Origin of the sequence: Gluconobacter potus (assembly GCF_015244705.1) — a bacterium.
GTDB classification, from domain to species: Bacteria; Pseudomonadota; Alphaproteobacteria; order Acetobacterales; family Acetobacteraceae; genus Gluconobacter; species Gluconobacter potus.
This window is the reverse complement of the sequence record NZ_JABCQF010000002.1, coordinates 61,692-83,618: the sequence shown is the minus strand read 5'-3', so window position 1 is coordinate 83,618 and position 21,927 is coordinate 61,692. Positions and strand designations below refer to the sequence as shown.

Here is a 21,927-nt window from a genome sequence, read left to right as displayed (position 1 = left end):
GCCTTCTCCCACCGGATCGCCTTTCCGTCTTCAGTTCATATTCTCTTTGTATACGAACTGAATTCGATCTCGAAGCGGAATGTTGTCCGAACTGCAAAAAAAATTTCCTATCCGGGATGATCGGCCTCAAACCGCAGAAAAGCCTGGGCCCGCACCGAGCAGCGACCCGCGAAAAAGTCCGCTGCCGGACAGTCATCAACAATCTCGCCCGCATCCACGAACAGAATCCGCGTTGCCACCTGCCGGGCGAATCCCATCTCATGGGTCACGCACATCATGGTCATGCCCTCACGGGCCAGTTCCGTCATGACCTGAAGAACTTCCTGCACCATCTCGGGATCAAGCGCCGATGTCGGCTCATCGAACAGCATCACATCCGGCTTCATCGCCAGAGCACGGGCAATCGCCGCACGCTGCTGCTGCCCACCGGAAAGCGCGATCGGATACTTGTCCGCATGGCTCTCCAGCCCGACCCGGCGCAGAAGGGTTTTCGCATGCTCGCGGATCTCGTCCTTCGCACGCTTCTGGACCAGACGTGGTGCCAGCATGATGTTGTCCAGAATGCTCAGATGGGAAAACAGCTCGAAGCTCTGGAACACCATCCCCGCTTTCGCCCGCAGCGCCGAATGATCAGTCTGTGCAGACCGCACGGCCATGCCATCGACCCAGATCTGGCCGCCTTCGAACGTCTCCAGCGCATTGATGCACTTGATGAGCGTGGACTTGCCCGAGCCTGACGGCCCGCAGACAACGACCACTTCTCCCCTCCCGATTTCCGCCGAACAGCCTTTGAGCACCTGAAAGGCGCCATATGATTTCGCCACATTGTCCAGCGTGATCATGACGGATCTCCATAAAAACGTGCAGGAGAAAAGATCTCCAGATCGGGACGTTCGGAACGGCGCAGAACCATATCCGCGACATGCCGCCCCATGGCCGGCGCGAGCGTGACACCATTGGCCGTTACGGCCGTGAAGAATCCGGGAACATCGGGGCTTTCCCCAAGGATCGGAGCACCATCGATATCGATGTTCATCGCAGCCCAGCTCCTGACGACATTCACCGCGCCCAGAGCCGGAATGAGCCTCTGGGCAACCCAGAGATTCCCTTCCAGATTCTCCCGCAGCGGACGCGGATGGCCATGCACCGGATCCAGCCCGGCGCTCCACCCCCCGCCAATCAGCAGGGAGCCGTTTGCTGCCTGTTTGAGCGTCAGGTGACGGCTGGCATGTGCCAGAAGCGAAAAGACCAGCGGAGCCACAGGCTCGGTCACGATCATCTGCAACGGCGCCCCAAAGACCGGCAGACGCCTGCCGACCAGCTCCGCAACCTCTCCCGCATAGGCCCCGGCAGCATTCACCACCGCCCCGACCGACCAGCTTGCCGCCCCCGCACTGACGCGGAACCGGCTTCCATCGCGCTCGATTGCGGAGAGTGCCGTCAGTTCCTCAACCCGCACACCCGCCTGACGCGCCCGGGCGAGGACGGCCTGCGTTGCTGCCATGGGATTGATCTTGCCTTCCTCGGAACAATACGCCCCTCCCAGAAAGCCTTGTTTCAGGTTTGGCTCGATCCCGTGTAGTTCACCCGGATCCAGGATCCGCGCATCAACGCCAAGAGACTGCTCGACCGCAACCTTGCTGCGCAGACGCTCCATGTCGGATTCAGTTTCCGCCACGACCAGGCCACCACAGACCTTGATTTCCAGATCCCGGTCGAACGTCCCACGCAGCGCCTCCCACATGCGGATGGATTCCCGCTGCAGAGCCAGCGTCCGCGCGGGCATCGACGGGCCATCCGTATCCGCACTGGCATCGAACGCCATGAGCTGGGCATGCAGACTGCCCGCATTGCCCCCCGAGGCCAGCGCCCCGGCACGCCCGCGTTCCAGCACCACGACGCTCTTCCCGGCCTCCGCAAGGAAGAGCGCCGCAAAAAGCCCGACAATCCCCCCGCCCACGACCACGACATCCACGGTCTCAGCGGTGCCAGAAGCCGATTGCACGGCCTGTCCCAGACCCGACGGAATGGGAACCCGGACATGTCCCCGCCATTCCGGCTTCTGCCGCGCCAGTGCCGCCACCGGCACCGGACGAAGCGGAATCTGGGGCGCCGTAAAGTCCTTCTCGCTTTTCGGCTCAGGCAGGACCTTCATCAGCGATGCCTGACAGAACCGCCCCTGACAGCGCCCCATCCCGGCACGTGTTGCGCGTTTGAGAGCCGCCAGATCCGCAATCCCGTCCTCGGCCACCCGTGCCCTGACAGTCCCGGTCGTCACACATTCGCACCGGCACAGGATGGTGGTATCCTCCGGCACCGGAAGCGGCACAACCGGCTGATAGAGTTTCCACAGAAGGGCCTGAAAACGTGCATTGTCGCGATACATCCGCCGGCTGCGGTCCAGACCGGGGGGCAGCATCTTTCCGGAACGCTCCAGCAGTCGCGCCGCGCACAGCCTGCCCTGGGCCTGCGCCAGAAAAGCACCGCCAAAACGCCCCGCTTCGCCGATAACGGACACATCCGCCTGATCGGTCCGCCCGTCGGGATGCCGTCCTGTTTCGGGGTGGGTTACGGGCCAGTCCCGGACGTCCTGCTGACAGCCCAGAAGACGCGGCAACTCGCTGGCCGGGACAAACCCGTCGCCAAGACAAACCGTCTGGACCTCAATCGAGCGCGCTTCTGCTCCGGCTTGCTTCACCGTCACACGTTCGACACGCCCCGAGCCCTCGATCCGTGTCACGACGCTCTCCCACAACACGGGCACACCTGCCCGGCGCAGCGTCCAGAGATGCCGCATCCCGGCAAGTGCGAGACGTGGCGCGGCCGCAGAGAGCTGCCCGGCCAGGACGGGCCGTTTCACGGGCGCAGGCCCTGACTCCACAACAGCCGCCACATCGGCCCCACGACCGACGAGTTCCGCTGCGAGCTGAAGATTGAGCGGCCCATTTCCGGCAATAATGACCCGGCCCGGAGAGACGGTTTCATAGGCCCGCAGCAGCGTCTGTCCCGCTCCCGTCGTGATGACGCCCGGCAGCGTCCAGCCCGGACGCGGAGCGGGCGTTTCCTGCGCGCCGGTAGCCACGATGATGTGCTGCGTGCGGATATAGAACGCCTCGCCATCCCGCAGCCCCCCGATGACGAGCGTGCCGTCCTCGCGATGGGCGCACCATACGAGCGTGTCATGCCACAGACGTGCACCACTGGTCCGCATGGCATCAATCAGGTGCCGCCCCTTGCGCGCCTGATCGTCCTGCTGCTCCGGATGTACGGCGTTCTGCTTGAAATACTGGCCGCCCGGAATGTGACGCTCATCCACGACAAAAACGTCCACACCGCCCCGTGCCAGCTCCGTCGCGGCCACCAGTCCCGCCGGCCCGGCGCCCACCACCAGAACCTCGCAGACATGCTCAGCCAGCCGCTCCTCACCCTGCGACAGGGGCGCTGAAACAGCCGCATCCGGGAGACGGTCATTGCTCCGGACCCGCATGCCGTCCCGCACCGGCGTCATGCAGCCCCGGCGCGACATCTGCCCGTCCACTTCCAGTAGGCAGTCCTGACAGGCCCCGATCCCACAGAACGGCCCGCGCCCTGACCCGTCCGGAGCTGTACGATGCACGATCCGGCCCGCAGCCATCAAAGCTGCCGTCAGGGTCTGGCCGGCTTGCGCAGAGACAGGACTGTCATTGAACGTGAAACTCAGATGATCCGACATCAGCGTGCGTCCTGCGTCGTGACAGGCAGTTCGATAGGATCAACTGCCGCGGACTGCTGCTGACGACGATAGGGACGCTCCGCATAATGTTCGATCCGCCGCTGCAGAAAATCCCAGGCCGTCGTCATCAGCAGGTAATACAGGGCCGCCACGGAAAACAGCTCCAGAACCATGAACTGGTCCTGCACCAGGATCTGGCTGCGCTGCATCAGTTCTTCCATGGAAATGACTGACGTCACGCTGGTCGTCTTGAGCAGTCCGTTCACCGAATTGCCCAGCGGCGGGATGATGAGCCGGAACGCCTGCGGAAACGCGATGCGCCAGGCGATCTGCCGTTCGCTCAAACCCAGCGCCCGTGCCGCCGCGATCTGGCCGGTTGGCACGGCATTGAGACCTGCACGGATGATTTCCGCCAGATACGCCGCCTCGTTCAGCGTCAGCCCGATGATCGAACACGCCATCACGCTCAGCCGGATATCCAGCTTCGGCAGTCCGGCATAGATCACGACCAGTTGGACCAGCAACGGCGTGCCCCGGAAAAACCAGACATAGAACCGCGCTGGCCAGGAGAGCAGACGACGCTGCGAGCGTTTCATGACGGCAATCAGCAGGCCCAGCAGGAACCCCATCACCATTGAGACGGCCGTCATGTAGACCGTGATGAGCGCCCCGCGGAAAATATAGGGGCTGCCGAGATAGGTGAAGAAGCCGTGCCAGCTCCAGATCTGCATGTCGATGCCCCGTGCTCGTGTGTCGAATCAGTGTGTCGTATCAGGGTGTGTCGGACGGATGGGACGGCCCTGAGACCGTGATCCGTCCGGGAAAGGGCGAGACGCCATAAGGCGCCATGAGGCGCTCCAGCGTTCCGTCCTCACGCATGTTTTCCAGAACATCCGCCAGTCGCTGCGCCAGAGCCGGATCCCGCAGCGCCAGGGCAACGGGGGTGGGATACAGCCCCTTCAGAACCGGCCTCACGCCGCCCTGAAGCGCATTGCGCCGTGCCACCGCGTCTATGGAGAACACGGCCGTCACCTGCCGCGCCCGCAGGGCGGCAAAGGCGATGCCCACGTTCTGGAAAGTCTTGATATCGAAGCCCGGACGCCCGGCGTCCCGAAGCGCCTTATCGGCCTCCCGGGCGTGATGCTCCTCGATCCCGCCCATCTCGACCCCGATCGAAGATCCTGACAGATCCTCGAGCCTGGCAGGATGCAACGCGGAATCATCATTCAGGGAAACGCTGATCGCCTGGATTTCGTACGGGATCATTTCCATCAGCCGCGCCCGCTGGGCGGTGTAGAACATCCCCGTATTGATGACGTCCCACCGCTTTTCAAGCAACCCGAGCGTGAGCTGCGCAAAGGACGTCGAGAGCGTGACCGGCGTCAGGCAGAGCCTGCGGGCGATCTCGCTTCCGAGTTCGATCCGCATCCCGGCGATCTGTCCGTCCACCGTCACATATTGCAGGGGCGGCAGAGTCGGATTGGTCGCCATGACCAGATGCCCGGAGGAAATCAGCCCGCTGACTGCCTCCGGGCATGGCGCAGCCTGCGCTCCGAACGCCAGGGCTGCGCAGAGCAGCCCCGCCCCCCGGATCAGACAGGATACAGGGCTGCCCCCCATATCAGGCGCTTTCTTCGAACCGCAGGTCCAGATCCCGGACGATCTGAAGCGCCCGTGCATCATCCTCAGCCGGCAGTGGCAGACGCGGCGCGCGCGGACCACCCACATCGAAGCCCATATGCTTCAGCAGGGCTTTCGTCCCCGAGACATAGCCCTGACCGCCCACAAACTGGATCAGCGGGACATGGCGAAAATACATCTCGCGGGCCTTGCCGATATCCTTGTAATCGTCACAGAGATTGAAAATCTCGCTCATGACATGCGGCGCCACATTGGACGCAACAGCTACCCAGCCGATCGCCCCTTCGAGGAAGCTTTCAAAGCCCATGATCCCGCCGAAAACCGAGAGCCGGTCCCCGCAAAGCCGGATGATGTCCCGCACGCGGGTCACATCCATCGTGGATTCCTTGATCAGGCAGCAGTTGTCGATATGGGACAGCCTCGCCACGAGTTCCGGCTTCATATCCACATTCGCTGTGGCCGGGTTGTTGTAGAGCATGATCGGCAGGCCGATCGCATCCGAAATCCGGCGATAATGGACGAACAGTTCATCATCCGTCGGCGTGGAATAGAACGGCGGAATGATCATCACGCCATCCGCCCCGAGCTTCTCGGCTTCCTGGCTGTAGCGGATCACGTCATAGGTATTCTCGGCGCCCGTCCCGATGAAGACCGGAACACGCCCCGCCGCCTGCTCGATGACCGTCTGCGCAACGAGCGTGCGTTCATCATCCGTCAGCGACAGGAACTCGCCGGTGGACCCCAGCGGGATGAGGCCCGCGATACCCTGCGCGATCTGCCAGTCGGTAAAGCGCCGTAGCCCCTGGACGTCAACGCGCCCTTCGCTGTCATACGGCGTGATCATGACGGTATATGTTCCACGAAACTTCATGGGTCTTTCCTTCCTCAATGTTCCGGGTCCGGCCGCAAGCCGGCTGGATCCGCTGCGGCATCACCGCCATGGGTATTCATGAACGCCGCGATATCCGGCTGCTGCGCCGCACATCCACGACCCTTTCCGACAGCCCTGACCTGACCATCCTCCAGAAGGACAATCCTGTCGGACAGCGATGAAACGACATTCATCGCGTGGGAAACCTGAACGATCGTCATGCCGTCCTGCGCCAGATCGCGCAGCAGCACACCGACATCGCGCACCTTGTGCGGATCGAGCGCCGATGTCGGCTCATCCAGCAGAAGAAGCGAAGGCCGAAGCATGAGCGCGCGCGCAATCGCCACACGCTGCTTCTGGCCGCCTGACAGGTCGGCAGGCAGCATGTCGGCCTTGTTCGCCAGACCCAGCCGCTCCAGCAGCGCCCGGGCCTCATGCTCGGCATTCCGGCGCGAGCGCTTCGCCACGACCGTCGGCGCCAGCGTCAGGTTCCGCAGAACCGACATGTGACCGAACAGCCCGTATTGCTGGAACACGATCGCCGCCTGCTCCCGCAGGATACGTGCCGAGGCCGGAGCGGCCATGTCCACGATCCTCCCGTCAACGCCCATCTGCCCCTGCCAGACCGGCTGAAGCCCGATCAGCGTGCGCAGGAACGTGGTCTTGCCCGAGCCCGACGGCCCGATGAAACTCACGATCTCTCCGCGCTCGGCCTCGAACCCGGCATGACGCAGGGTCTCGTTTTTCCCGTGGCGGACGCCGACGTCGCGGACATCAATGTACGGCAATACGTTTCTCCAGCAGGCGGCTCAGGCAGGTCAGCGGATAGGAAATGGCGAAATAAAGCAGCAGCACCACGCAGAAGACCTGCACCGAGGGCAGCCCGCGGTTGGACAGGATCACTCCCGCCTGACTCAGCTCCACAACCCCGATCTGCGAGGCCAGCGCCGTGTCCTTGATGAACAGAACCAGGTATCCCACCGCGGGCGGCACGATGGCGGACAGCGCCTGCGGGCCGATCACGTAGCGCCACCGCGCCCAGAGCGGCAGGTTCAGCACCAGCGCCGCCTCGACCTGTTCCACCGGAACCGTCTTCACGCCGCCATGCAGGATCTCGCAGAGATAGGCCGCGGCAATCAGCCCGATGGAGCCGATCGCCACCACGGTGGCCGACACGTCCACACCCATCATGCCCGCACAGAAAAAGACGATATACAGCGTCACGATGAACGGAATGCGACGGATGGTCTGCACATACAGCACTGCCAGCATCCGCAGCGGAAACATGTAACGCAGGTCCGACAGCCGCAGCGCCGTCAGGAGGATCGCCCCGGCAATCCCGAGAAGACCGCCGCCCAGCGACAGCTCGACCGTCCGGCCCATCGCCTGCAGCAGAAGCGCGATGTCATAATGCGAAAACGCGATCATACTATCCGCTCCATCGTCCGACGGCACAGAGCAAATACGCCGGTCAGGGCAAAGGACAGCACGGCATACAGACCGCCCGTCACGAGCATGACCTCAAGGATCCGGAACGTTGTCGATCCGATATCGTAAGCCCGGCCCGTCAGATCCTCGACGCCGAAAATGGACGCCATCGCGCTGCCCAGGATCATGATCTGGAAATGGTTGGCCAGCGCCGGAAACATCGTGCGCCCCGCATAGGGCAGGATCACCCGCAGATAGGTCTGACGCCGGTTCAGCCCCAGCGTCAGCGCAACCTCATGATAGACCGGCGGCACCCGCGCCATGCCAGCCCCAAGGATATCCGCCAGATAGGCCGCCGCATTGAGCGTCATTCCGATCACGACCGACAGAAACGGTGAGACCATCAGCCCCATCAGCGGCAGACAGTAGAAAACCGCGAAAATCTGCGAGAGCTGCGGCGTGTTGGTCAGGGCCGTGCTGTAGCTGCGACTGAGCCTACGCCAGCCCCCCTGATTTTCAAAACGCACAACCGCCAGCCCGACCGCCAGCAACAGGCCGAACACGAAGGCCAGCCCCGCAATCAGGACCGTCACACCGACACCGCCCAGAAGGAACGGCAACCGCGCAAAAACGGGACGGAAATCCAGCCCCGTCATGGCGCGCGTTCCGCCACAGCCGGGTCGAACCACCGGCGATGGATCTGCTCCAGACGCCTGTCATGCTCCATCGCGTCGAGAATACGGTTCACATCCGCGCGCAGGGCCACGTCCTGCCGCGTCATCCCAATGCAGTCATCCCCTACGGGGGGCGCGAATCCCCGAATGATCCGCCAGTGAACCTGCGGCTGTGACGGCAGGTAATGGCCGACATATTCAATGACATCCACCATCGCATCGCCGCGCCCCTGCGCCAGCGCACGGATGGCATCGGCATAACTCTCCAGAAGCAGCATCGGCGCCTTGGGAACGCGTTGCTGCAAATAGGCAACCGCCGTTGAGCCCCGCACCTCGATCAAACGATGCGCGCCCGATTCAAGATCCGTGAAGGAGGTAATGCCCCGATCCTCGGGTGTGATGACCGCAAACTGTTCGGAATAAAGCGGCCGCGAAAACGCAATAACCTCCGCACGACCGGGCGTGAGCGTCAGGCCGCCGAGAACGATGTCGACCTTCCCGGCCATCAGATAGGGAATGCGTCCGCTGGACGAGAGCGTCACGAAACGCGGCTCAACACCCATGCCCCGGGCAATCTCCCGGCCGATATCGACATCATATCCCACGAGTTCGTTATGATCGTCATATTCCCCAAGCGGAGGCAGCCCGGGCTCCACACCAATATTGATGTGCCCGCTCGCCCGGATGGCGGCGCTGTCCCTCGCCCCTGCTCCCCCACCCCACAGGGCACCGGAAACAGCGCAGAACCCCAGCAACAGACTGTTCCAATTCGCTCTCAAGAAAGGTTTCCCTGCATGCTGTGCGACTTTGGGGTTGCGGTTGCCCGATCACTGATCTAATTCAGATATACGTTCTGTATACGATAGAAAACCCTTTAAAAGAAATTTCTTCTCCGGACCGATCCCGATAGGAAACAAGATGCAATCCGTCACCTTCACCTTCCTGAGCCAGGCCATCGAAGGCATTGAGGGAGAACCGGTTGCAGCGGCCCTCAGGCGCGCCGGAATCACGGAACTCGGCCAGTCCGGCGTCGATGGCACACCACGCGGCGCCTTCTGCTTCATGGGAAGCTGCCAGGAATGCCGCGTCCGCATCGACGGCGCCGTCGCCTATGCCTGCAAGGCTCCCGTCCTCCCGAACATGACCGTCACGCCCTATGTCCAGTCCTGATTTCTCCCCCGTTACCGTCATCGGTGGAGGCATCGCCGGTGCGACATCCGCCATCGCGCTCGCCCGGCACGGCTTTCCCGTCACCCTGATTGACGAACAGCCGGCTGCGGGCGGTCAGATCTTCCGCGCGCCCTCACCCTATGCCCGCCAGACGGTTCCCCCCAATCACGAGTTTTCCGGCGGCGATGCCCTGCGTCAGAAACTGGCCGCATCCCCGGTGGATGTCCGGTTTTCCACCCGCGTCTGGGGCCTGTCCCCCACCCTGACCCTCGACCTGATCGGGCCGGACGGTATCGATCAGCTTCCCCCGTCGACCGTCGTCGTCGCCAATGGTGCCACCGAGCGCTTCCTTCCGTTCCAGGGCTGGACCACGCCGCGCATCACCGGGCTCGCCGGCGCCAGCATCCTGATGCGCAACGGCGGCACCCTGCCCGGCCAGACCGTCGTAGTGGCGGGGTCGGGGCCACTCCTGTTCTCGGTCGCCCATCAGGTGCTTGAACTGGGCGGCAAGGTCGCCGCCATCGTGGATGCAGGTCACCGCTCCGACTGGCTCCGTCTCGGCGCCATGCTGTCTCTGGATCCCGCCCGTCTGACGCAGGCCACCAGCTGGATGCTGCGCCTCCAGCAAGCTGGCATTCCGATCCACCACCGCGCCAATATTTCGGCAGCGCAGGAAACGGAAACCGGCCTTCTCCTGACCGTCAGCGAAATGGACCACCCTGAACGCCGCCACGTCTATGCTGCCGAGGCCGCGGCCTGCGGATATGGGCTCAAGCCTTCCACCCTCATCACACGCACGGCCGGTGTCCAGCACCGTCATGATCACGTTGGCGGTTATCTCGAACCCGTTACGGATGTCGCAGGCCGTACCAGCCGCTCCGATCTTTACGTCACGGGCGACGCCGCCGGCATCCGGGGCATGGCCGTGGCCCGTCTGCGGGGCCTGATCACGGCCCATGCCATTGCCCAGGACCGGAGGGTGATCTCCGCCCGAACCTACGAAACCCTGACACGTGCACCCCTGCGGCGGCTTCGCCGTCTCGAAGCCGTCTCCCGCCGGATGCTTCCCCTGATGAACGCCGGGAGTGTCATCCCGGCCCATCTTCAGGACGAGACAATCGTCTGCCGCTGTGAGCGGGTGAAGGCCGCGACCCTGCGCTCCGCCATCGAGGCCGGAGCCGAAGACCTGAACCAGCTCAAGGCCTGGACACGCTGCGGCATGGGCCCCTGTCAGGGTCGGATGTGCGAGGACAGCGCCCGGGGCCTGCTGACGGCAGCCTGTGGCAACACTCCCGAAGAAGCGGGCAGTTTCACGGACCGGATGCCCTTCTTCCCCCTCCCCCTCACAGCCGTGACCGGGACCTTCGCCTATTCCGACATTCCCCTTCCGAAGGCAGCCCCGCTATGACCCCAACCCTGCAGACCAGACCGGACGTCTTTGACACGGTCATCGTGGGTGCCGGTGTCATGGGCGCCACAACCGCGCTTTTCCTCGCGCGCGGCGGCCAGAAGGTGGCGCTGGTCGACAGGCAGGACATGTTCCGGGCCGCATCCGGCGTCAATGCAGGCACCCTGACCCTGCACATGACCCGCGCCCAGCTCATTCCCCATGCCATCCGCGGCCGTGAAATGTGGCTCGACAGCGCCAGCTGGCTTGGGGAAGACGTGGGAGCCCTGGCGACACCAGGGCTTTCGATGGCCTTCACCGAAGCCGAAGAAGAGCTTCTGCGCCAGCGTGCACGGGTCAGGCAGGACATGGGAGCCCCCATCAAGGTGGTCTCTCCCGAAGAAGCCGTCCGGATCGAACCGGGCGTGAATCCGACCCTCCGCGCCGCTGCCTATTGCGCACTGGACGGCCATATTCCGACCTATCGCGTCGGGGGAGCCTATGCTCGTGCGCTCCGGCAGGCCGGCGTCACGATCATCGAAAACAGTCCGGTCGAGACCATTACCCCCGCCACTGGCGGTGGCTATGACGTCCGGGTTTCCAATCGTACCCAGCCCGTGCATGGCCGCAGGATCGTACTCAGCACCGGAGCATGGCTCGAGAAAATGCTGGGGTGGCTTGGATACACCATTCCGATCCGCTGCCTCATCAACCAGCTCGTCGTCACGGAGACGCTTCCTCCCGTCATGGGAAGTGTCCTGAGTATTGCCAATGGCCTGCTGTCCCTCAAGCAGTTCGCCAATGGCAGCGTGCTGATCGGCGGCGGCTGGCAGGGCGAAGGCAACATCAATCAGGGCGGCACCCGCGTCATTCCCGAAAACCTGCGCGGCAATGTCCGTCTGGCCCAGTATGTCGTCCCGCGTCTCGACGAAGCGCAGGTCCTGCGCGTCTGGCTCGGCCTCGAATCCGAAACGCCGGACGCCATGCCCCTGATCGGCGCGCTGACGCCCGATGATGATGCCTTTGTCGTCGGCTGCGTCCATTCCGGCTTTACGAGCGGCCCGTATATGGGCCGACTGCTCGCCGAGCGGATCCTGGGCGGCAACCCGGACCTGAGCGCCTTCGACCCCACCCGCTTTTCCACCCCCGCAGCCACTGGACCACAGTCATGATCCCAGCATCCCCCACGCCGTTCCGGGGTGTCTATGCCGCAACGCTGGTCCCCTTTCTGGAAAACGGGACGCTTGATGAGCCCCGGTTCAGACAGCATCTTCTGGACTGCACCCGTCCCGAAGGCATCGTGGGCATCCTGTGCAACGGTCATGCGGGCGAGAACCATCTGCTGACGCGTGCGGAAAAGCGGCGCGTCGTGGAACTGGCGGCCGAAACCATTGGCGAGGACCGCATCATCGTTTCGGGCATCCTGTCCGAAGACCTCGACGAAGCCTGCCTGCACGGCCGGGATGCCGTCGAGGCGGGAGCCGACGCCCTGCTCGTGTTTCCGCCTTTCTCATGGGCCGTCTCGCAGGACCATGATGCCATCATCGCCCATCATGCCGCCATCTGTGAGGCCGTAGACGCCCCGATCATGCTGTATCAGTCGTCAGTCGGCAGCGGCGGCATGGCCTATTCCCTTCCGATCCTGGAAAGCCTGCTCAGGCTCCCCGGTATCGTCGCCATCAAGGAAGGCAGCTGGGAAACCAACGCCTATGACAAACATCGCAGGCTCGCCGCCCGCGTCGCACCGCATGTGGACGTCATGGCTTCGGGGGATGAACATCTCCTGCCCTGCTTCGCCATCGGAACGACGGGCAGTCTCGTCAGTCTCGCCGCTATCCTGCCCGTCTCGCTCGCAAAGCTGTGGCGCGCGATGGAAAACAATGACCTCCCGGCCGCCCGCCAGGTCCATGACGTCATCCAGCCACTGGCCAATCTGATCTACGGCCGTGCGCCGTCGGGACGCGCAACCCTGCGCCTGAAAGCCTGCCTGGTCATGCAGGGCAAATGGCCCTCCTGCCGTACCCGCAAGGCTTCTGATATCATCGCTCCAGAAGAATGGCAGGAACTGTCAGCCGCATTGCAGGACGCAATGACTCTGGAAGGACCATAATGAGCGATTACATGGTGGCCGAACGCGAATTAAATCTTGCGGAACTGGCCTACACGCAGATCCGGCGCATGATTCTCGAGAAAGAGCTTCCGAGCGGCATGTCCGTTGTGGAAGGCCGTCTGGCCGATCATCTGGACATCTCACGGACCCCAGTCCGCGAAGCCCTGATGCGACTCGCCGCCGAGGATCTTCTGGTCAAGCAGGGGTCGCGTTCGTTTGCAGTCCGGAATGTCTCGGCCACCGAGTTCTTCCAGGGCATTCACATCCGCGAGATCCTCGAAAGCGAAGCCATCAACCTGTCTTTCGACAGACTTGATCGCAGCATGCTGGAAAACCTTCGCCAGGAGGTCATCGAGCTCGGCGAAACGCCGGAACAGACTGCCGCCCAGTGGCAGCTCGATGACAGGCTGCATCTGATGTTCCCGAAAGTCTCGGGCAACTCGGTCCTTCTGCGCTCCATCAACGAACTGCGGACTCTGACCCGCCTGTGCGAGGTCACCTACCCCCTCGGCCGTGTTCCTGCATCCACACGGGAACATCTGGCCATTCTGGACGCCCTGCTCGACGGTGACAGCACCGGCGCCCGCGAAGCCATGGTCATGCATCTGCGCAATGTCGCAACCGACTGCATGGACATTCTCAGGGGCGGCTGAACAGCTTCCCCATATTTCAGGAGAACCCGTCATGACGACTTTTGACATCGTTATCCGCAACGGCATGATCGTGACCGCAACGGATAAATATATTGCCGATATTGGAATAAACGGCTCAAAGATCGTCGATATCGGTTTCGATCTGAAAGGCCATGAAACCATTGATGCAACCGGCCTGCTCGTCCTGCCGGGCGGAATCGACGGCCACTGTCATATCGAACAGGAAGAAGCCGACGGGACGATCCACGAAGACGATTTCGTTTCCGCCACCGGCTCGGCCCTGCTGGGCGGCACCACTACGGTCGTCTGTTTTGCTTCCCACGTTCCGGGTCGTGGCCTCGTAGAGCAGTTTGACGCCTATCGCAGGAAAGGCGCCAATTCCCGCATCGATTTCGCCATCCACCAGATCATCACCCGGACCGACGAACAGACCATCCGTGATGAAATTCCCGTCGTGGCCGAAAGAGGTGCCGCGGGCCTGAAGGTCTTCATGACCTATGACGATTTTCACCTCTCTGACGGCCAGTTCCTGCAGGTTCTGGAAGCCGCACACAAAAGCGATATCCTCGTCTCCGTACACTGCGAGAACTATGACGCCATCCGCCACCTGATCCTCAAGCATCTGGCCGAAGGCCGCACCGAGCCGCATGGCCATGTCACATCACGGCCGCCCTGTGTTGAGCGCGAGGCTACTTATCGCGCCATGACGATGAGCGAGTTGACCCACCAGAAAATCCAGATCTTCCACGTTTCCTGCCCCGAAGTCGCCGAAGAAATCGGCCGCGCCCAGTCGCGTGGCGTGAAGGTCGTGGCGGAAACCTGCCCGCACTACCTCACCCTGACGGAAGAAGACCTCAAGCGGGATGGCTTCGAAGGCACGAAATATATCTGCAGCCCTCCCCTGCGCACAAAAGCGGCTCAGGAAGGCATGTGGCAGTATATCCGCAGTGGCGTGATCAGCATTATTTCCTCGGACCATTGTGGCTATACATTCGACGGCTCCGTCGGCAAGGGACGGCACGGTCGGGACGCGGATTTCTCTCTGATCCCCAATGGTATGCCCGGCCTAGGAACGAGACTGCCCGTTTTCTATGACGCGGCCATCAATAGCGGAAAAATCGACCTGACAGACTTCGTTCGGCTGACAGCGACGACCCCCGCCCAACGATATGGCCTCTATCCGCAAAAAGGCACCATTGCTCCAGGCTCCGACGCAGATCTCGTCCTCTGGGACCCGAAAAAATCCGTGACGATTACCAACAGCCTCTTCCAGAGCAATATCGATTACACACCCTATGAAGGTCGATCCGTCCAGGGATGGCCTGTAAAAGTCTACCAGAGAGGCAAGTTAGCCATGGATGATGGCAAGCTGGTCGCTCCGCCGGGCTCTGGTCAGTTTCTTAAGGCGCGAGAGAAATAAAAAAACCAACTCTCTGTAAGTATATATCGCTGATCCTTGCTACCCCCTCTTTAAACCGGAGAAGCAGGGCTTCGTAGAAAACATATTCTGCTGAAGGGAAGAGTATTTTACCGCCCTGTTTTCTCTCCTCTCTCCCGAAAGCAAAAAACGCCCCGAGCGCTGGCTCTGGGGCGTTGTGTGAGGGTTCGTTGAAGATGGCTGCGGGGCACAACCATAGAAAACAGCAACCTGCATGCGGTTTCGTGATCCTATTATATAATGGCTCGGTGTCCGTTATCTCTGCTCCAATATTCGCAAAATTACTCAATTGATCAACTACGATCGGCAAGCAGACATGAATACCTTAAAACCTTGGCTCTGAGAGAATTCTATGATGCCTTCGCCGTACCTGAGTAAAGCCAGAAGATCGAACTGTTTGGCTATTACCGGGGGCTGATGTCCTTTTACTCCGACTGGGTCGAGACCTTCGTCCGGCCTTCCGTGCGGCTGGACTGAGCATCATCCGCGCCTGAGAAACCCGCCTGACAGCAAAAAAGCCCGCGGCATACGCCACGGGCTTTTTGTCCTAGAAGTCCGCCCGTACGCTGCCGAAGAACATCCGGGGTGCTCCGATCTGCATGGACTGATCCGTCAGCGCGCCCGAGGCGATATCCGCCGGATTGCCGTTTTGCCCCATCGTGGAAATATAGCGCTTGTTCGTCAGGTTGGAGCCGTTGAACGCGACCGTCAGGTTTTTGATGGCGCCCAGATAGCGATTGTACTTCTTCATGTTCCCGAAGCTGTACTGCACGCCCACATTCGTCAGCCAGTAACCGGGGCTTTTGACGTCTCCCGTGTAGCTGTAATTGCGCGTGCCCGTGTAGCTTCCATCGGCATAGGCCGTCATGCCATGCCATTCGTAAGACACGCGCCCCTTGTACATGAAGCGTGGATAATTGACGATCTGCTGGCCTTTCGTTGCGTAGACCGTGGAGCCGCTGACAAGGTTCTGGTCATAGACGCCATGGTTGTAGCTGATGGAGTTGGTCAGAGCGAAACCGCGGAACGGCATCAGTGTCAGACCCGCATCTACACCGTTCATCGTCACACCACCCACATTCGAGACGGCCGAGATCGGGTTGACGACCGGCCCTTCCGTGATCTGCTGCAGGCGGTTGTTGTAGTTCGTCCGATACGCATAAACCGTCGCGGCGACAAGTTTGCCCGTGTAGCGATAGCCGATCGCGTAGGTCCAGGCCGTCTCGGGACGGATCGAGGATTTCGTGTCGTCATACGCCGTCTGGGACACTGCAAACGGCGAGTTCGACAACTTGTAGCCGGATTCCGCATAGGTCCGGGCGTTTTCCGAAATATCGAAATACAGTTCGTGATCCTTCAGGAAATGCCAGTCCGCGCTGATATGCGGCAGGAACGGCTTGGCCACCGTCAGGCTTTCCCCGCTCGTAACCGCAGCACCAGCGCCATAATAGTCCTGGTTCAGATAGCCGTCGCCAACACGCGTCGTGCTCAGCAGGGACTTGAAGCCGAAATGCAGGGCCAAGTTCGGCAGCACGTTATACGTGTCCTGCACAAAGGCCGTGAACGTGTTGGTGTTGTAGTTCTGGTTGAAGATCTGGGCGAACGGATCGCGCCACTGGGTCAGCGGATCGTGCACCTTACCCTGCACCACGCCATTCACGACCGCCGGCTGCGCATAGGCGTTCATGGGCGACATGTAGCTGTTGTTCTCGTACCAGACACCTGCGCCGATATGATTGCGCGCGATATCGTAATGCAGTGCCGAGACGATGCCAAAACGCCGGATTTCCGGCTCTTTCATCAGTTCACTGACCGGCGATCCCGTCGGCGATGGATAATAGGGAGTCGCCCAGGAGGTCTGGTTGCGCTCGCCATGCCCGTAGGCCGTCGTGTTCCATGTCAGACGGTCAGTCAGGCGCAGATCGGCCTTGATGCCACCAAACGTATCGACCGTATTCGTGCTGCCATCGTAATACGCCGCGTCCGCCGGATCATCGAGCGTCCCGACTTTCCCAGGATAGGTCCCGTTCGCCGCGTTCACAGCCGCGATATAGCCAGAATTGCTGCCGTTCTCGTAACTCGACAGACCATAGCCCACCCGGTTGATGATCTGCGGCGAGACATCCGGATAGGTGTTCTGGTGCAGGTCGCTCCAGTCAAAGAACGCTGAAATCGAGCTGTCATGGCCGATTGGCTGAACGAGTTTGGCGTTCACCTGCTGCATGAACTGCTCGCCATAGCCCTTCCACATTCCGCTGTCGTTGCGCATATAGGACGTATAGAACTTCGTTCCGCTGGAATTGAGCTTGCCGCTCTCGAAGCGCAGGAATGTATGGTAGGTGCTGTAACTGCCGAAACCCGCCGAAGCCGTACCACCCATCTTGTCCGACGGCGTCATCGAGACATAGCTCAGCCCGCCCCCCAGATTGTTGCTCGCCGCCATGCTTTCCGCCCCGGCCGACTGCGACACATCGATGCGCGCTACGTTCTCCGACGAAATCGCCATGATCGGGTTCAGACCGTTATAGTTCCGGTATGTCATCTCCCCGAGCGGCATCCCGTCGAGCGTCATGCCGATTTCCTGCTGCTGGAAGCCATGCATGAAGATCTGCGCACTCCATGTGTCGAGCCCCTGTGCATCGCCCGACTGGAACACAATGCCCGGAAGCTGTGAGATCACCTTCATCGGGTTGGTACCGGCCGGTGCTTCCGCCAGCATTTTCTGGCTGACCGTCTCGACTGTCCCGCGCGGCGGATGACGGGCCACAACCGCCATGTTTTCCGCGCTTTTGCTTACATATGGCCCGGTATGCCGATGCTTCGGAACTGCCGCACGGGGCATGTTTTTATGTGCAGCGGGAGCTGCTCTGTGCACCACGGACGAATGCCTGGTGGCCGCCATGGCGGACGAAGAAAAGGCGGCCGACAGCATCGTCGTCACGGAGAAGGCGAGGTGCAGGGAGCCGGGTCGTTTACACATATGCAGTCTACCTCATCTGGCTTACAGGCACGTCCTGTAGCGGGGCGGAAATTCGGTCCTGAAAGTCAGTAGCGGCCCTGAAGCGCCTCGAAGAAACCGTCGAAATTGTCCCAGGGAATCATATGTCCCGCATCCGGAACATATGTGATGGCTATCGCAGGATTGAGCTGCAGGATTTCTTCAACATCCTCCTTCTGGATCACGCCACCCCGCGTTGCGATAACAAGAATGGCAGGCGTTTTGAGATGAGGCAGATCCTGATGGATATCTTCGGTGTGGAACTTCTCGAACGTGATCCGGGTCGCCAGTTCATCACAGGTATGGAGCCACTGCGCCCGCAACGTGCATTGCTCGTCCGTCCATGTCGGGCAGAATCGCTTCATCTCCGCCCCGCTCATGCCCCTGCGCGCCAGACGGATTGATTCCGTGTACCAGTCCAGTTTGGCAGGATAGGCCCGACGTCCGGGACCACTGACGGGAGGATCGATCAGCGCCAGATGTGCCAGCCCGGCATCATTCTGCCGCGCCGCACGGATCGCAATGCGCGCGCCCATGGAATGCCCCATCAGGACCACATCCTTCAGGCCCAGCGCGTCAATGAAGCCGCGGACATCCGCCGCATAGGTATCGAGATCATAATCCAGGTCCGGCCCCGTCGAAGACAGGCCACGCCCGCGCACATCCAGCACATAGACATCATGCGTCTCGGCCAGACGGTCCGCGACGAACCCCCAGGTGATGGCCGGGCTCGTAATGCCGGGCACCAGCACCAGCGGCGCACCCTTGCCGCCATAGCGCAGATAATGCTGCCGGATGCCATTGGCATGAACATTTGCACCATAAAGCAGACGTGTCTGGGTCATGACGTGATCCTTCTGAAAAATCGTGATATCAGGCGTTGGGAAGGCGGGACAGCAGGGTGTCGAGGTCCATGACGTCCCCGCATTTCTGCGCCATGTCGAACAGGTTGGCCTCATGCGGCCCGATGGCCCGGTCGCCCACGCAGTCGGAGACGATCACCGGACGGAAGCCGTACTGCATCGCATCCAGCACGCTCGCCCGCACACAGCCGGACGTCACACAGCCGGCCACAACAACGGTCTGCACCCCGTGCGTCACCAGCCAGGAGGCCAGCGGCGTGCCCGCAAACGCAGACGGAACCGTCTTGCGGACCACATATTCGCCGGGCTCCGGCGCCAGTTCGTCCACGATGGCAGAGGCCGGATTGGTCTCCGTCAGCCCCAGCATCGTCGGCACCTTCAGCGAGAAAACGTTCGCATCCGCGCCATCATCCGCGAACACGATCCGCGTATGCGCCACCTTCCAGCCCAGACGCCGCGCCGTTGCCAGCAGCGTTTTCGTCCGCTCGATCGCTTCGGGAATATTGCCGCCACCAAAGGCTTCCGGATCGGCAAATCCGTTGACGAAATCGACAATCAACAGCGCGATGCGCCCCGTCATACCCATTTCGTTTCCGAAACCCTGCTTTTTGTAGCGGTCCTCGTCGCGGTTATCCTGCGTGCTCATCATGCGTTCTCCACAAGCCTGCCGTCTTTCACGACTGGCACATCATCAAGCGTGACCGTGCAGCCCCGCATCGGAATATCGATATGGCACGCCGTATCGCGCGTGCCGCCCGCCTCGTTATTCGGCCCCGTGGACCACAGGAAGTTTCCCGAACAGGCGCGCGGATCCATGCCGATGCTGGCTTCGCGGTCATAGAACCCCATGACCGACCAGTGCGCCCGATCCTGCATCCCCCAGCCGATATGCGACACCGCATAGACTTCCGGATCGTTGAAACTTTCCATGTAGTCCCGCAGGTGATCGGCCTCGTAGCCGCCCTCGATCGCCCGGACAAAGCCTTTCTCAAGGTGGCAGGTGATGGGTGCCGTCACGTAGGATTTCTGCGGCAGGAGAATGTCTCCCGGCGCCAGAACGATCTTCCCTTCCGCCGAGCCCTCATTGGACCATGTCGCCAGAAAACCGCTCGGCCAGTGATCCCAGCGTCCCGGCGCATCCACAAAGCCATATTCTTCGAGCATCGGATAATCGCCCAGCGCAAAGGACGCATCCGTCCCTGCTGCTGACGTCACCCGCATGACCTTCGCCGCCTGAAGCTTTTTCGAGGCCGCCAGAACGCGCTCGCGGTCTTCCATCGTGGGCGTCATCCGCACCAGAACCTCCGGCGGCTCCACGGCCAGCAGGATACGGCCACCCGCTGCAAGGATTTCATGCTGTTCGGCCGAGAACAGCAGCGTCATCAGATCCAGCACCAGATCGCTGGCCTTGAGCATCTCGACCGCCGCCCGGTTGTTCGTCAGCGGCGTCGTCCCGACAAAGGCCAGCGGATCCCGCGAGAAGGACAGCGCCCCGTTCGTCGGCTGAAGATCCAGCCGGTTCGCAATCGCTCCCTTTTCCCGCACGGCCAGAACCGCACAGCGCAGGGTCTGCTCATTGCTGCCCAGCGACGTCAGCAATGTCACGGTCTGCCCCGCTTCCAGACGACACAGCGTCAGCACCTGTCGCCAGGCCTGCACCAGTTCAAAATCACTTACGGGCATGAAGGTGGCTCCTTGGACTCCGATCCTGCCTTGAGGATCTGGTTGAGGCCGATGGCGGCGATCGTGGCGGTCGCAATGCCGCCCAGCGTCACACCACCGATTGTGAAAGTAAGGTCTCCCGCCCCGGCCACGAGGGCCACACCAACAGGAAACAGCGTTGAGGCGCGGGAGAAATCCACGCGGTTATCCACCCAGACGCGCACCATCGTCGCCGCGATCAGACCAAACAGCCCGACCGAGAGGCCACTGAGCACAGGCTCCGGAATGGCCCGCAGCAACGCCCCGAAGAACGGCGAAAAACCCAGCAGAATGGCGAAAATTCCGGCCACCCCGAAAGTCAGCGTCGAATAGACCCGCGACAGCGCCATAACGCCGATATTCTCGACATAGGTGGTCACGCCCGTACCGCCGAGACTGGCTGCCAGCATCGTCGCCAGCCCGTCCCCCAGAAACGCCCGTCCCGTCAGATGATCCAGCGGCCGCCCTGTCATGGCGCCGATCGCCTTGAGATGCCCGAGGTTTTCCGCCACCAGAACCAGCGCGACAGGGGCCAGAAGGATCGCCGCATGGCCGGTAAAGCGCGGCGCCGTCAGATGCGGCATTCCGATCAGTGGGGCGGTCAAAACTTCGGAAAAATCCATGGCCGGCGCCAGGTGCAGAACATTCGCCACCAAGACATACAAAAGCGTGGAGGCAATCAGGGACAGCAGGATCGACAGCCGCCGCAGATAAGGCCCGCCATAGACCGCCAGCAGAGCCGTACACAGCAGCGCAAAAATGCCGCAGGCCGTGCCCGCCCCACCATGCCCGAGCCCTCGCGACGCCACAGGCGCCAGATTGAGCCCGATCGCTGCGCCAATCGCCCCGGTGACGGACGGTGGCATGAGGCGTTCGATCCACCCCGATCCCGTAATCCGTACCAGAACCCCGATCAGCGCATACACCACGCCTGCCACGAAAATCCCGCCACAGGCCAGTGCAATATCGGGGTTCGGACCGTGTCCGGAATATCCGGTCAGCGCCACGACGAGTGCAATGAAGGAAAAGCTCGATCCCAGATAGCTCGGAATGCGTCCGCCGGTGATGAGGAAGAACAGGATCGTTCCCAGCCCCGAGCACAGGATCGCCACATTGGGGTCAAACCCCATCAGCAGCGGTCCCACCACGGTCGATCCCGTCATCGCAAGGACATGCTGGCCGCCAAGGAGAATGGTCTGCCCCACGCCCGGATGCTCATCGGGCGCGATCATGTCCGTCCGTTGTGCCCGGCGCCAGACCGGAAGCCAGCGTTCACCCATT

General features: G+C 61.8%; 20 protein-coding genes. 6 read left to right on the top strand and 14 right to left on the bottom strand.

The genetic code is table 11. From position 1 onward, the window contains the following. Window positions 1-107: 107 nt before the first annotated feature. The 9 genes from HKD31_RS04495 to HKD31_RS04455 are packed head-to-tail and all read right to left on the bottom strand — an operon-like array spanning window position 108 to window position 9,105. Window positions 108-842, bottom strand: coding sequence for an amino acid ABC transporter ATP-binding protein (locus HKD31_RS04495; RefSeq protein WP_194264394.1), 735 nt, complete (start codon window positions 840-842; stop codon window positions 108-110). Then, window positions 839-3,712, bottom strand: coding sequence for an FAD-dependent oxidoreductase (locus tag HKD31_RS04490; RefSeq protein ID WP_194264395.1), 2,874 nt, complete (start codon window positions 3,710-3,712; stop codon window positions 839-841). The genes HKD31_RS04495 and HKD31_RS04490 overlap by 4 nt, the downstream gene beginning before the upstream one ends. Further along, the gene (locus tag HKD31_RS04485) at window positions 3,712-4,443 is read right to left on the bottom strand and encodes an amino acid ABC transporter permease (RefSeq protein ID WP_041111837.1); all 732 of its coding nucleotides are present in this window, start codon (window positions 4,441-4,443) and stop codon (window positions 3,712-3,714) included. The genes HKD31_RS04490 and HKD31_RS04485 overlap by 1 nt, the downstream gene beginning before the upstream one ends. A 40-nt stretch (window positions 4,444-4,483) precedes the next feature. Then, the gene (locus HKD31_RS04480) at window positions 4,484-5,332 is read right to left on the bottom strand and encodes a transporter substrate-binding domain-containing protein (protein ID WP_194264396.1); all 849 of its coding nucleotides are present in this window, start codon (window positions 5,330-5,332) and stop codon (window positions 4,484-4,486) included. A gap of 1 nt (window position 5,333) precedes the next feature. Continuing rightward, window positions 5,334-6,224, bottom strand: coding sequence for a dihydrodipicolinate synthase family protein (locus HKD31_RS04475; RefSeq protein WP_194264397.1), 891 nt, complete (start codon window positions 6,222-6,224; stop codon window positions 5,334-5,336). 14 nt (window positions 6,225-6,238) lie between these two features. Continuing rightward, window positions 6,239-7,012, bottom strand: a complete 774-nt coding sequence (locus HKD31_RS04470; protein ID WP_194264398.1) for an amino acid ABC transporter ATP-binding protein — start codon at window positions 7,010-7,012, stop codon at window positions 6,239-6,241. Further along, entirely contained in the window at window positions 6,999-7,652 is a 654-nt protein-coding gene (locus tag HKD31_RS04465) for an amino acid ABC transporter permease (RefSeq protein ID WP_194264399.1), read from the bottom strand. The genes HKD31_RS04470 and HKD31_RS04465 overlap by 14 nt, the downstream gene beginning before the upstream one ends. Continuing rightward, the gene (locus HKD31_RS04460; RefSeq protein ID WP_194264400.1) at window positions 7,649-8,308 is read right to left on the bottom strand and encodes an amino acid ABC transporter permease; all 660 of its coding nucleotides are present in this window, start codon (window positions 8,306-8,308) and stop codon (window positions 7,649-7,651) included. The genes HKD31_RS04465 and HKD31_RS04460 overlap by 4 nt, the downstream gene beginning before the upstream one ends. Further along, window positions 8,305-9,105 carry a transporter substrate-binding domain-containing protein gene (locus HKD31_RS04455; protein WP_062494970.1) on the bottom strand — a complete coding sequence of 267 codons (801 nt, stop codon included), beginning with the start codon at window positions 9,103-9,105 and terminating at the stop codon, window positions 8,305-8,307. Before HKD31_RS04455 ends, HKD31_RS04460 begins: the two co-directional genes overlap by 4 nt. A 139-nt stretch (window positions 9,106-9,244) precedes the next feature. Here HKD31_RS04455 and HKD31_RS04450 point away from each other — a divergent pair, with 139 nt between their 5' ends. Genes HKD31_RS04450 through hydA form a run of 6 tightly spaced genes read left to right on the top strand, consistent with a single transcriptional unit; the run spans window position 9,245 to window position 15,066 of the window. Beyond that, complete coding sequence (locus HKD31_RS04450) at window positions 9,245-9,496, top strand: (2Fe-2S)-binding protein (protein ID WP_080691930.1); 252 nt, start codon at window positions 9,245-9,247, stop codon at window positions 9,494-9,496. Next, window positions 9,483-10,904: an FAD/NAD(P)-dependent oxidoreductase gene (locus HKD31_RS04445; protein ID WP_194264401.1), complete on the top strand. Its 1,422-nt coding sequence runs from the start codon at window positions 9,483-9,485 to the stop codon at window positions 10,902-10,904. Before HKD31_RS04450 ends, HKD31_RS04445 begins: the two co-directional genes overlap by 14 nt. Then, window positions 10,901-12,055 (top strand): NAD(P)/FAD-dependent oxidoreductase, encoded by a 1,155-nt coding sequence (locus HKD31_RS04440; protein WP_194264402.1) that lies wholly within the window; start codon window positions 10,901-10,903, stop codon window positions 12,053-12,055. Before HKD31_RS04445 ends, HKD31_RS04440 begins: the two co-directional genes overlap by 4 nt. Then, window positions 12,052-12,993, top strand: a complete 942-nt coding sequence (locus HKD31_RS04435; protein ID WP_194264403.1) for a dihydrodipicolinate synthase family protein — start codon at window positions 12,052-12,054, stop codon at window positions 12,991-12,993. The genes HKD31_RS04440 and HKD31_RS04435 overlap by 4 nt, the downstream gene beginning before the upstream one ends. After that, window positions 12,993-13,646 carry a GntR family transcriptional regulator gene (locus HKD31_RS04430; protein WP_228120216.1) on the top strand — a complete coding sequence of 218 codons (654 nt, stop codon included), beginning with the start codon at window positions 12,993-12,995 and terminating at the stop codon, window positions 13,644-13,646. Before HKD31_RS04435 ends, HKD31_RS04430 begins: the two co-directional genes overlap by 1 nt. 31 nt (window positions 13,647-13,677) lie before the next feature. Continuing rightward, window positions 13,678-15,066 carry a dihydropyrimidinase gene (gene hydA, locus HKD31_RS04425; RefSeq protein WP_194264404.1) on the top strand — a complete coding sequence of 463 codons (1,389 nt, stop codon included), beginning with the start codon at window positions 13,678-13,680 and terminating at the stop codon, window positions 15,064-15,066. 565 nt (window positions 15,067-15,631) lie between these two features. Here the strand turns inward: hydA and HKD31_RS04420 are convergent. The 5 genes from HKD31_RS04420 to HKD31_RS04400 form a co-directional block, all read right to left on the bottom strand. Continuing rightward, window positions 15,632-18,064: a TonB-dependent receptor gene (locus tag HKD31_RS04420; protein WP_228120214.1), complete on the bottom strand. Its 2,433-nt coding sequence runs from the start codon at window positions 18,062-18,064 to the stop codon at window positions 15,632-15,634. A gap of 65 nt (window positions 18,065-18,129) precedes the next feature. Next, window positions 18,130-18,927, bottom strand: a complete 798-nt coding sequence (locus HKD31_RS04415) for an alpha/beta fold hydrolase (protein WP_194264405.1) — start codon at window positions 18,925-18,927, stop codon at window positions 18,130-18,132. Between the two features lie 28 nt (window positions 18,928-18,955). Continuing rightward, entirely contained in the window at window positions 18,956-19,591 is a 636-nt protein-coding gene (locus tag HKD31_RS04410; RefSeq protein WP_194264486.1) for an N-carbamoylsarcosine amidohydrolase, read from the bottom strand. Further along, window positions 19,591-20,628, bottom strand: a complete 1,038-nt coding sequence (locus HKD31_RS04405) for a M29 family metallopeptidase (protein WP_194264406.1) — start codon at window positions 20,626-20,628, stop codon at window positions 19,591-19,593. Before HKD31_RS04405 ends, HKD31_RS04410 begins: the two co-directional genes overlap by 1 nt. Next, a complete protein-coding gene (locus HKD31_RS04400; protein ID WP_194264407.1) occupies window positions 20,619-21,926 on the bottom strand; it encodes a solute carrier family 23 protein in 1,308 nt (435 codons plus the stop codon). The genes HKD31_RS04405 and HKD31_RS04400 overlap by 10 nt, the downstream gene beginning before the upstream one ends. Between the last annotated feature and the right edge of the window lies 1 nt (window position 21,927).

Coding starts and splice junctions, on each gene's coding strand:
- HKD31_RS04495 (WP_194264394.1), bottom strand. CDS start 842: ATGATCACGCTGGACAATGTGGCGAAATCATATGGCGCCTTTCAGGTG.
- HKD31_RS04490 (WP_194264395.1), bottom strand. CDS start 3,712: ATGTCGGATCATCTGAGTTTCACGTTCAATGACAGTCCTGTCTCTGCG.
- HKD31_RS04485 (WP_041111837.1), bottom strand. CDS start 4,443: ATGCAGATCTGGAGCTGGCACGGCTTCTTCACCTATCTCGGCAGCCCC.
- HKD31_RS04480 (WP_194264396.1), bottom strand. CDS start 5,332: ATGGGGGGCAGCCCTGTATCCTGTCTGATCCGGGGGGCGGGGCTGCTC.
- HKD31_RS04475 (WP_194264397.1), bottom strand. CDS start 6,224: ATGAAGTTTCGTGGAACATATACCGTCATGATCACGCCGTATGACAGC.
- HKD31_RS04465 (WP_194264399.1), bottom strand. CDS start 7,652: ATGATCGCGTTTTCGCATTATGACATCGCGCTTCTGCTGCAGGCGATG.
- HKD31_RS04460 (WP_194264400.1), bottom strand. CDS start 8,308: ATGACGGGGCTGGATTTCCGTCCCGTTTTTGCGCGGTTGCCGTTCCTT.
- HKD31_RS04450 (WP_080691930.1), top strand. CDS start 9,245: ATGCAATCCGTCACCTTCACCTTCCTGAGCCAGGCCATCGAAGGCATT.
- HKD31_RS04445 (WP_194264401.1), top strand. CDS start 9,483: ATGTCCAGTCCTGATTTCTCCCCCGTTACCGTCATCGGTGGAGGCATC.
- HKD31_RS04440 (WP_194264402.1), top strand. CDS start 10,901: ATGACCCCAACCCTGCAGACCAGACCGGACGTCTTTGACACGGTCATC.
- HKD31_RS04435 (WP_194264403.1), top strand. CDS start 12,052: ATGATCCCAGCATCCCCCACGCCGTTCCGGGGTGTCTATGCCGCAACG.
- HKD31_RS04430 (WP_228120216.1), top strand. CDS start 12,993: ATGAGCGATTACATGGTGGCCGAACGCGAATTAAATCTTGCGGAACTG.
- hydA (WP_194264404.1), top strand. CDS start 13,678: ATGACGACTTTTGACATCGTTATCCGCAACGGCATGATCGTGACCGCA.
- HKD31_RS04420 (WP_228120214.1), bottom strand. CDS start 18,064: ATGTGTAAACGACCCGGCTCCCTGCACCTCGCCTTCTCCGTGACGACG.
- HKD31_RS04415 (WP_194264405.1), bottom strand. CDS start 18,927: ATGACCCAGACACGTCTGCTTTATGGTGCAAATGTTCATGCCAATGGC.
- HKD31_RS04410 (WP_194264486.1), bottom strand. CDS start 19,591: ATGAGCACGCAGGATAACCGCGACGAGGACCGCTACAAAAAGCAGGGT.
- HKD31_RS04405 (WP_194264406.1), bottom strand. CDS start 20,628: ATGCCCGTAAGTGATTTTGAACTGGTGCAGGCCTGGCGACAGGTGCTG.
- HKD31_RS04400 (WP_194264407.1), bottom strand. CDS start 21,926: ATGGGTGAACGCTGGCTTCCGGTCTGGCGCCGGGCACAACGGACGGAC.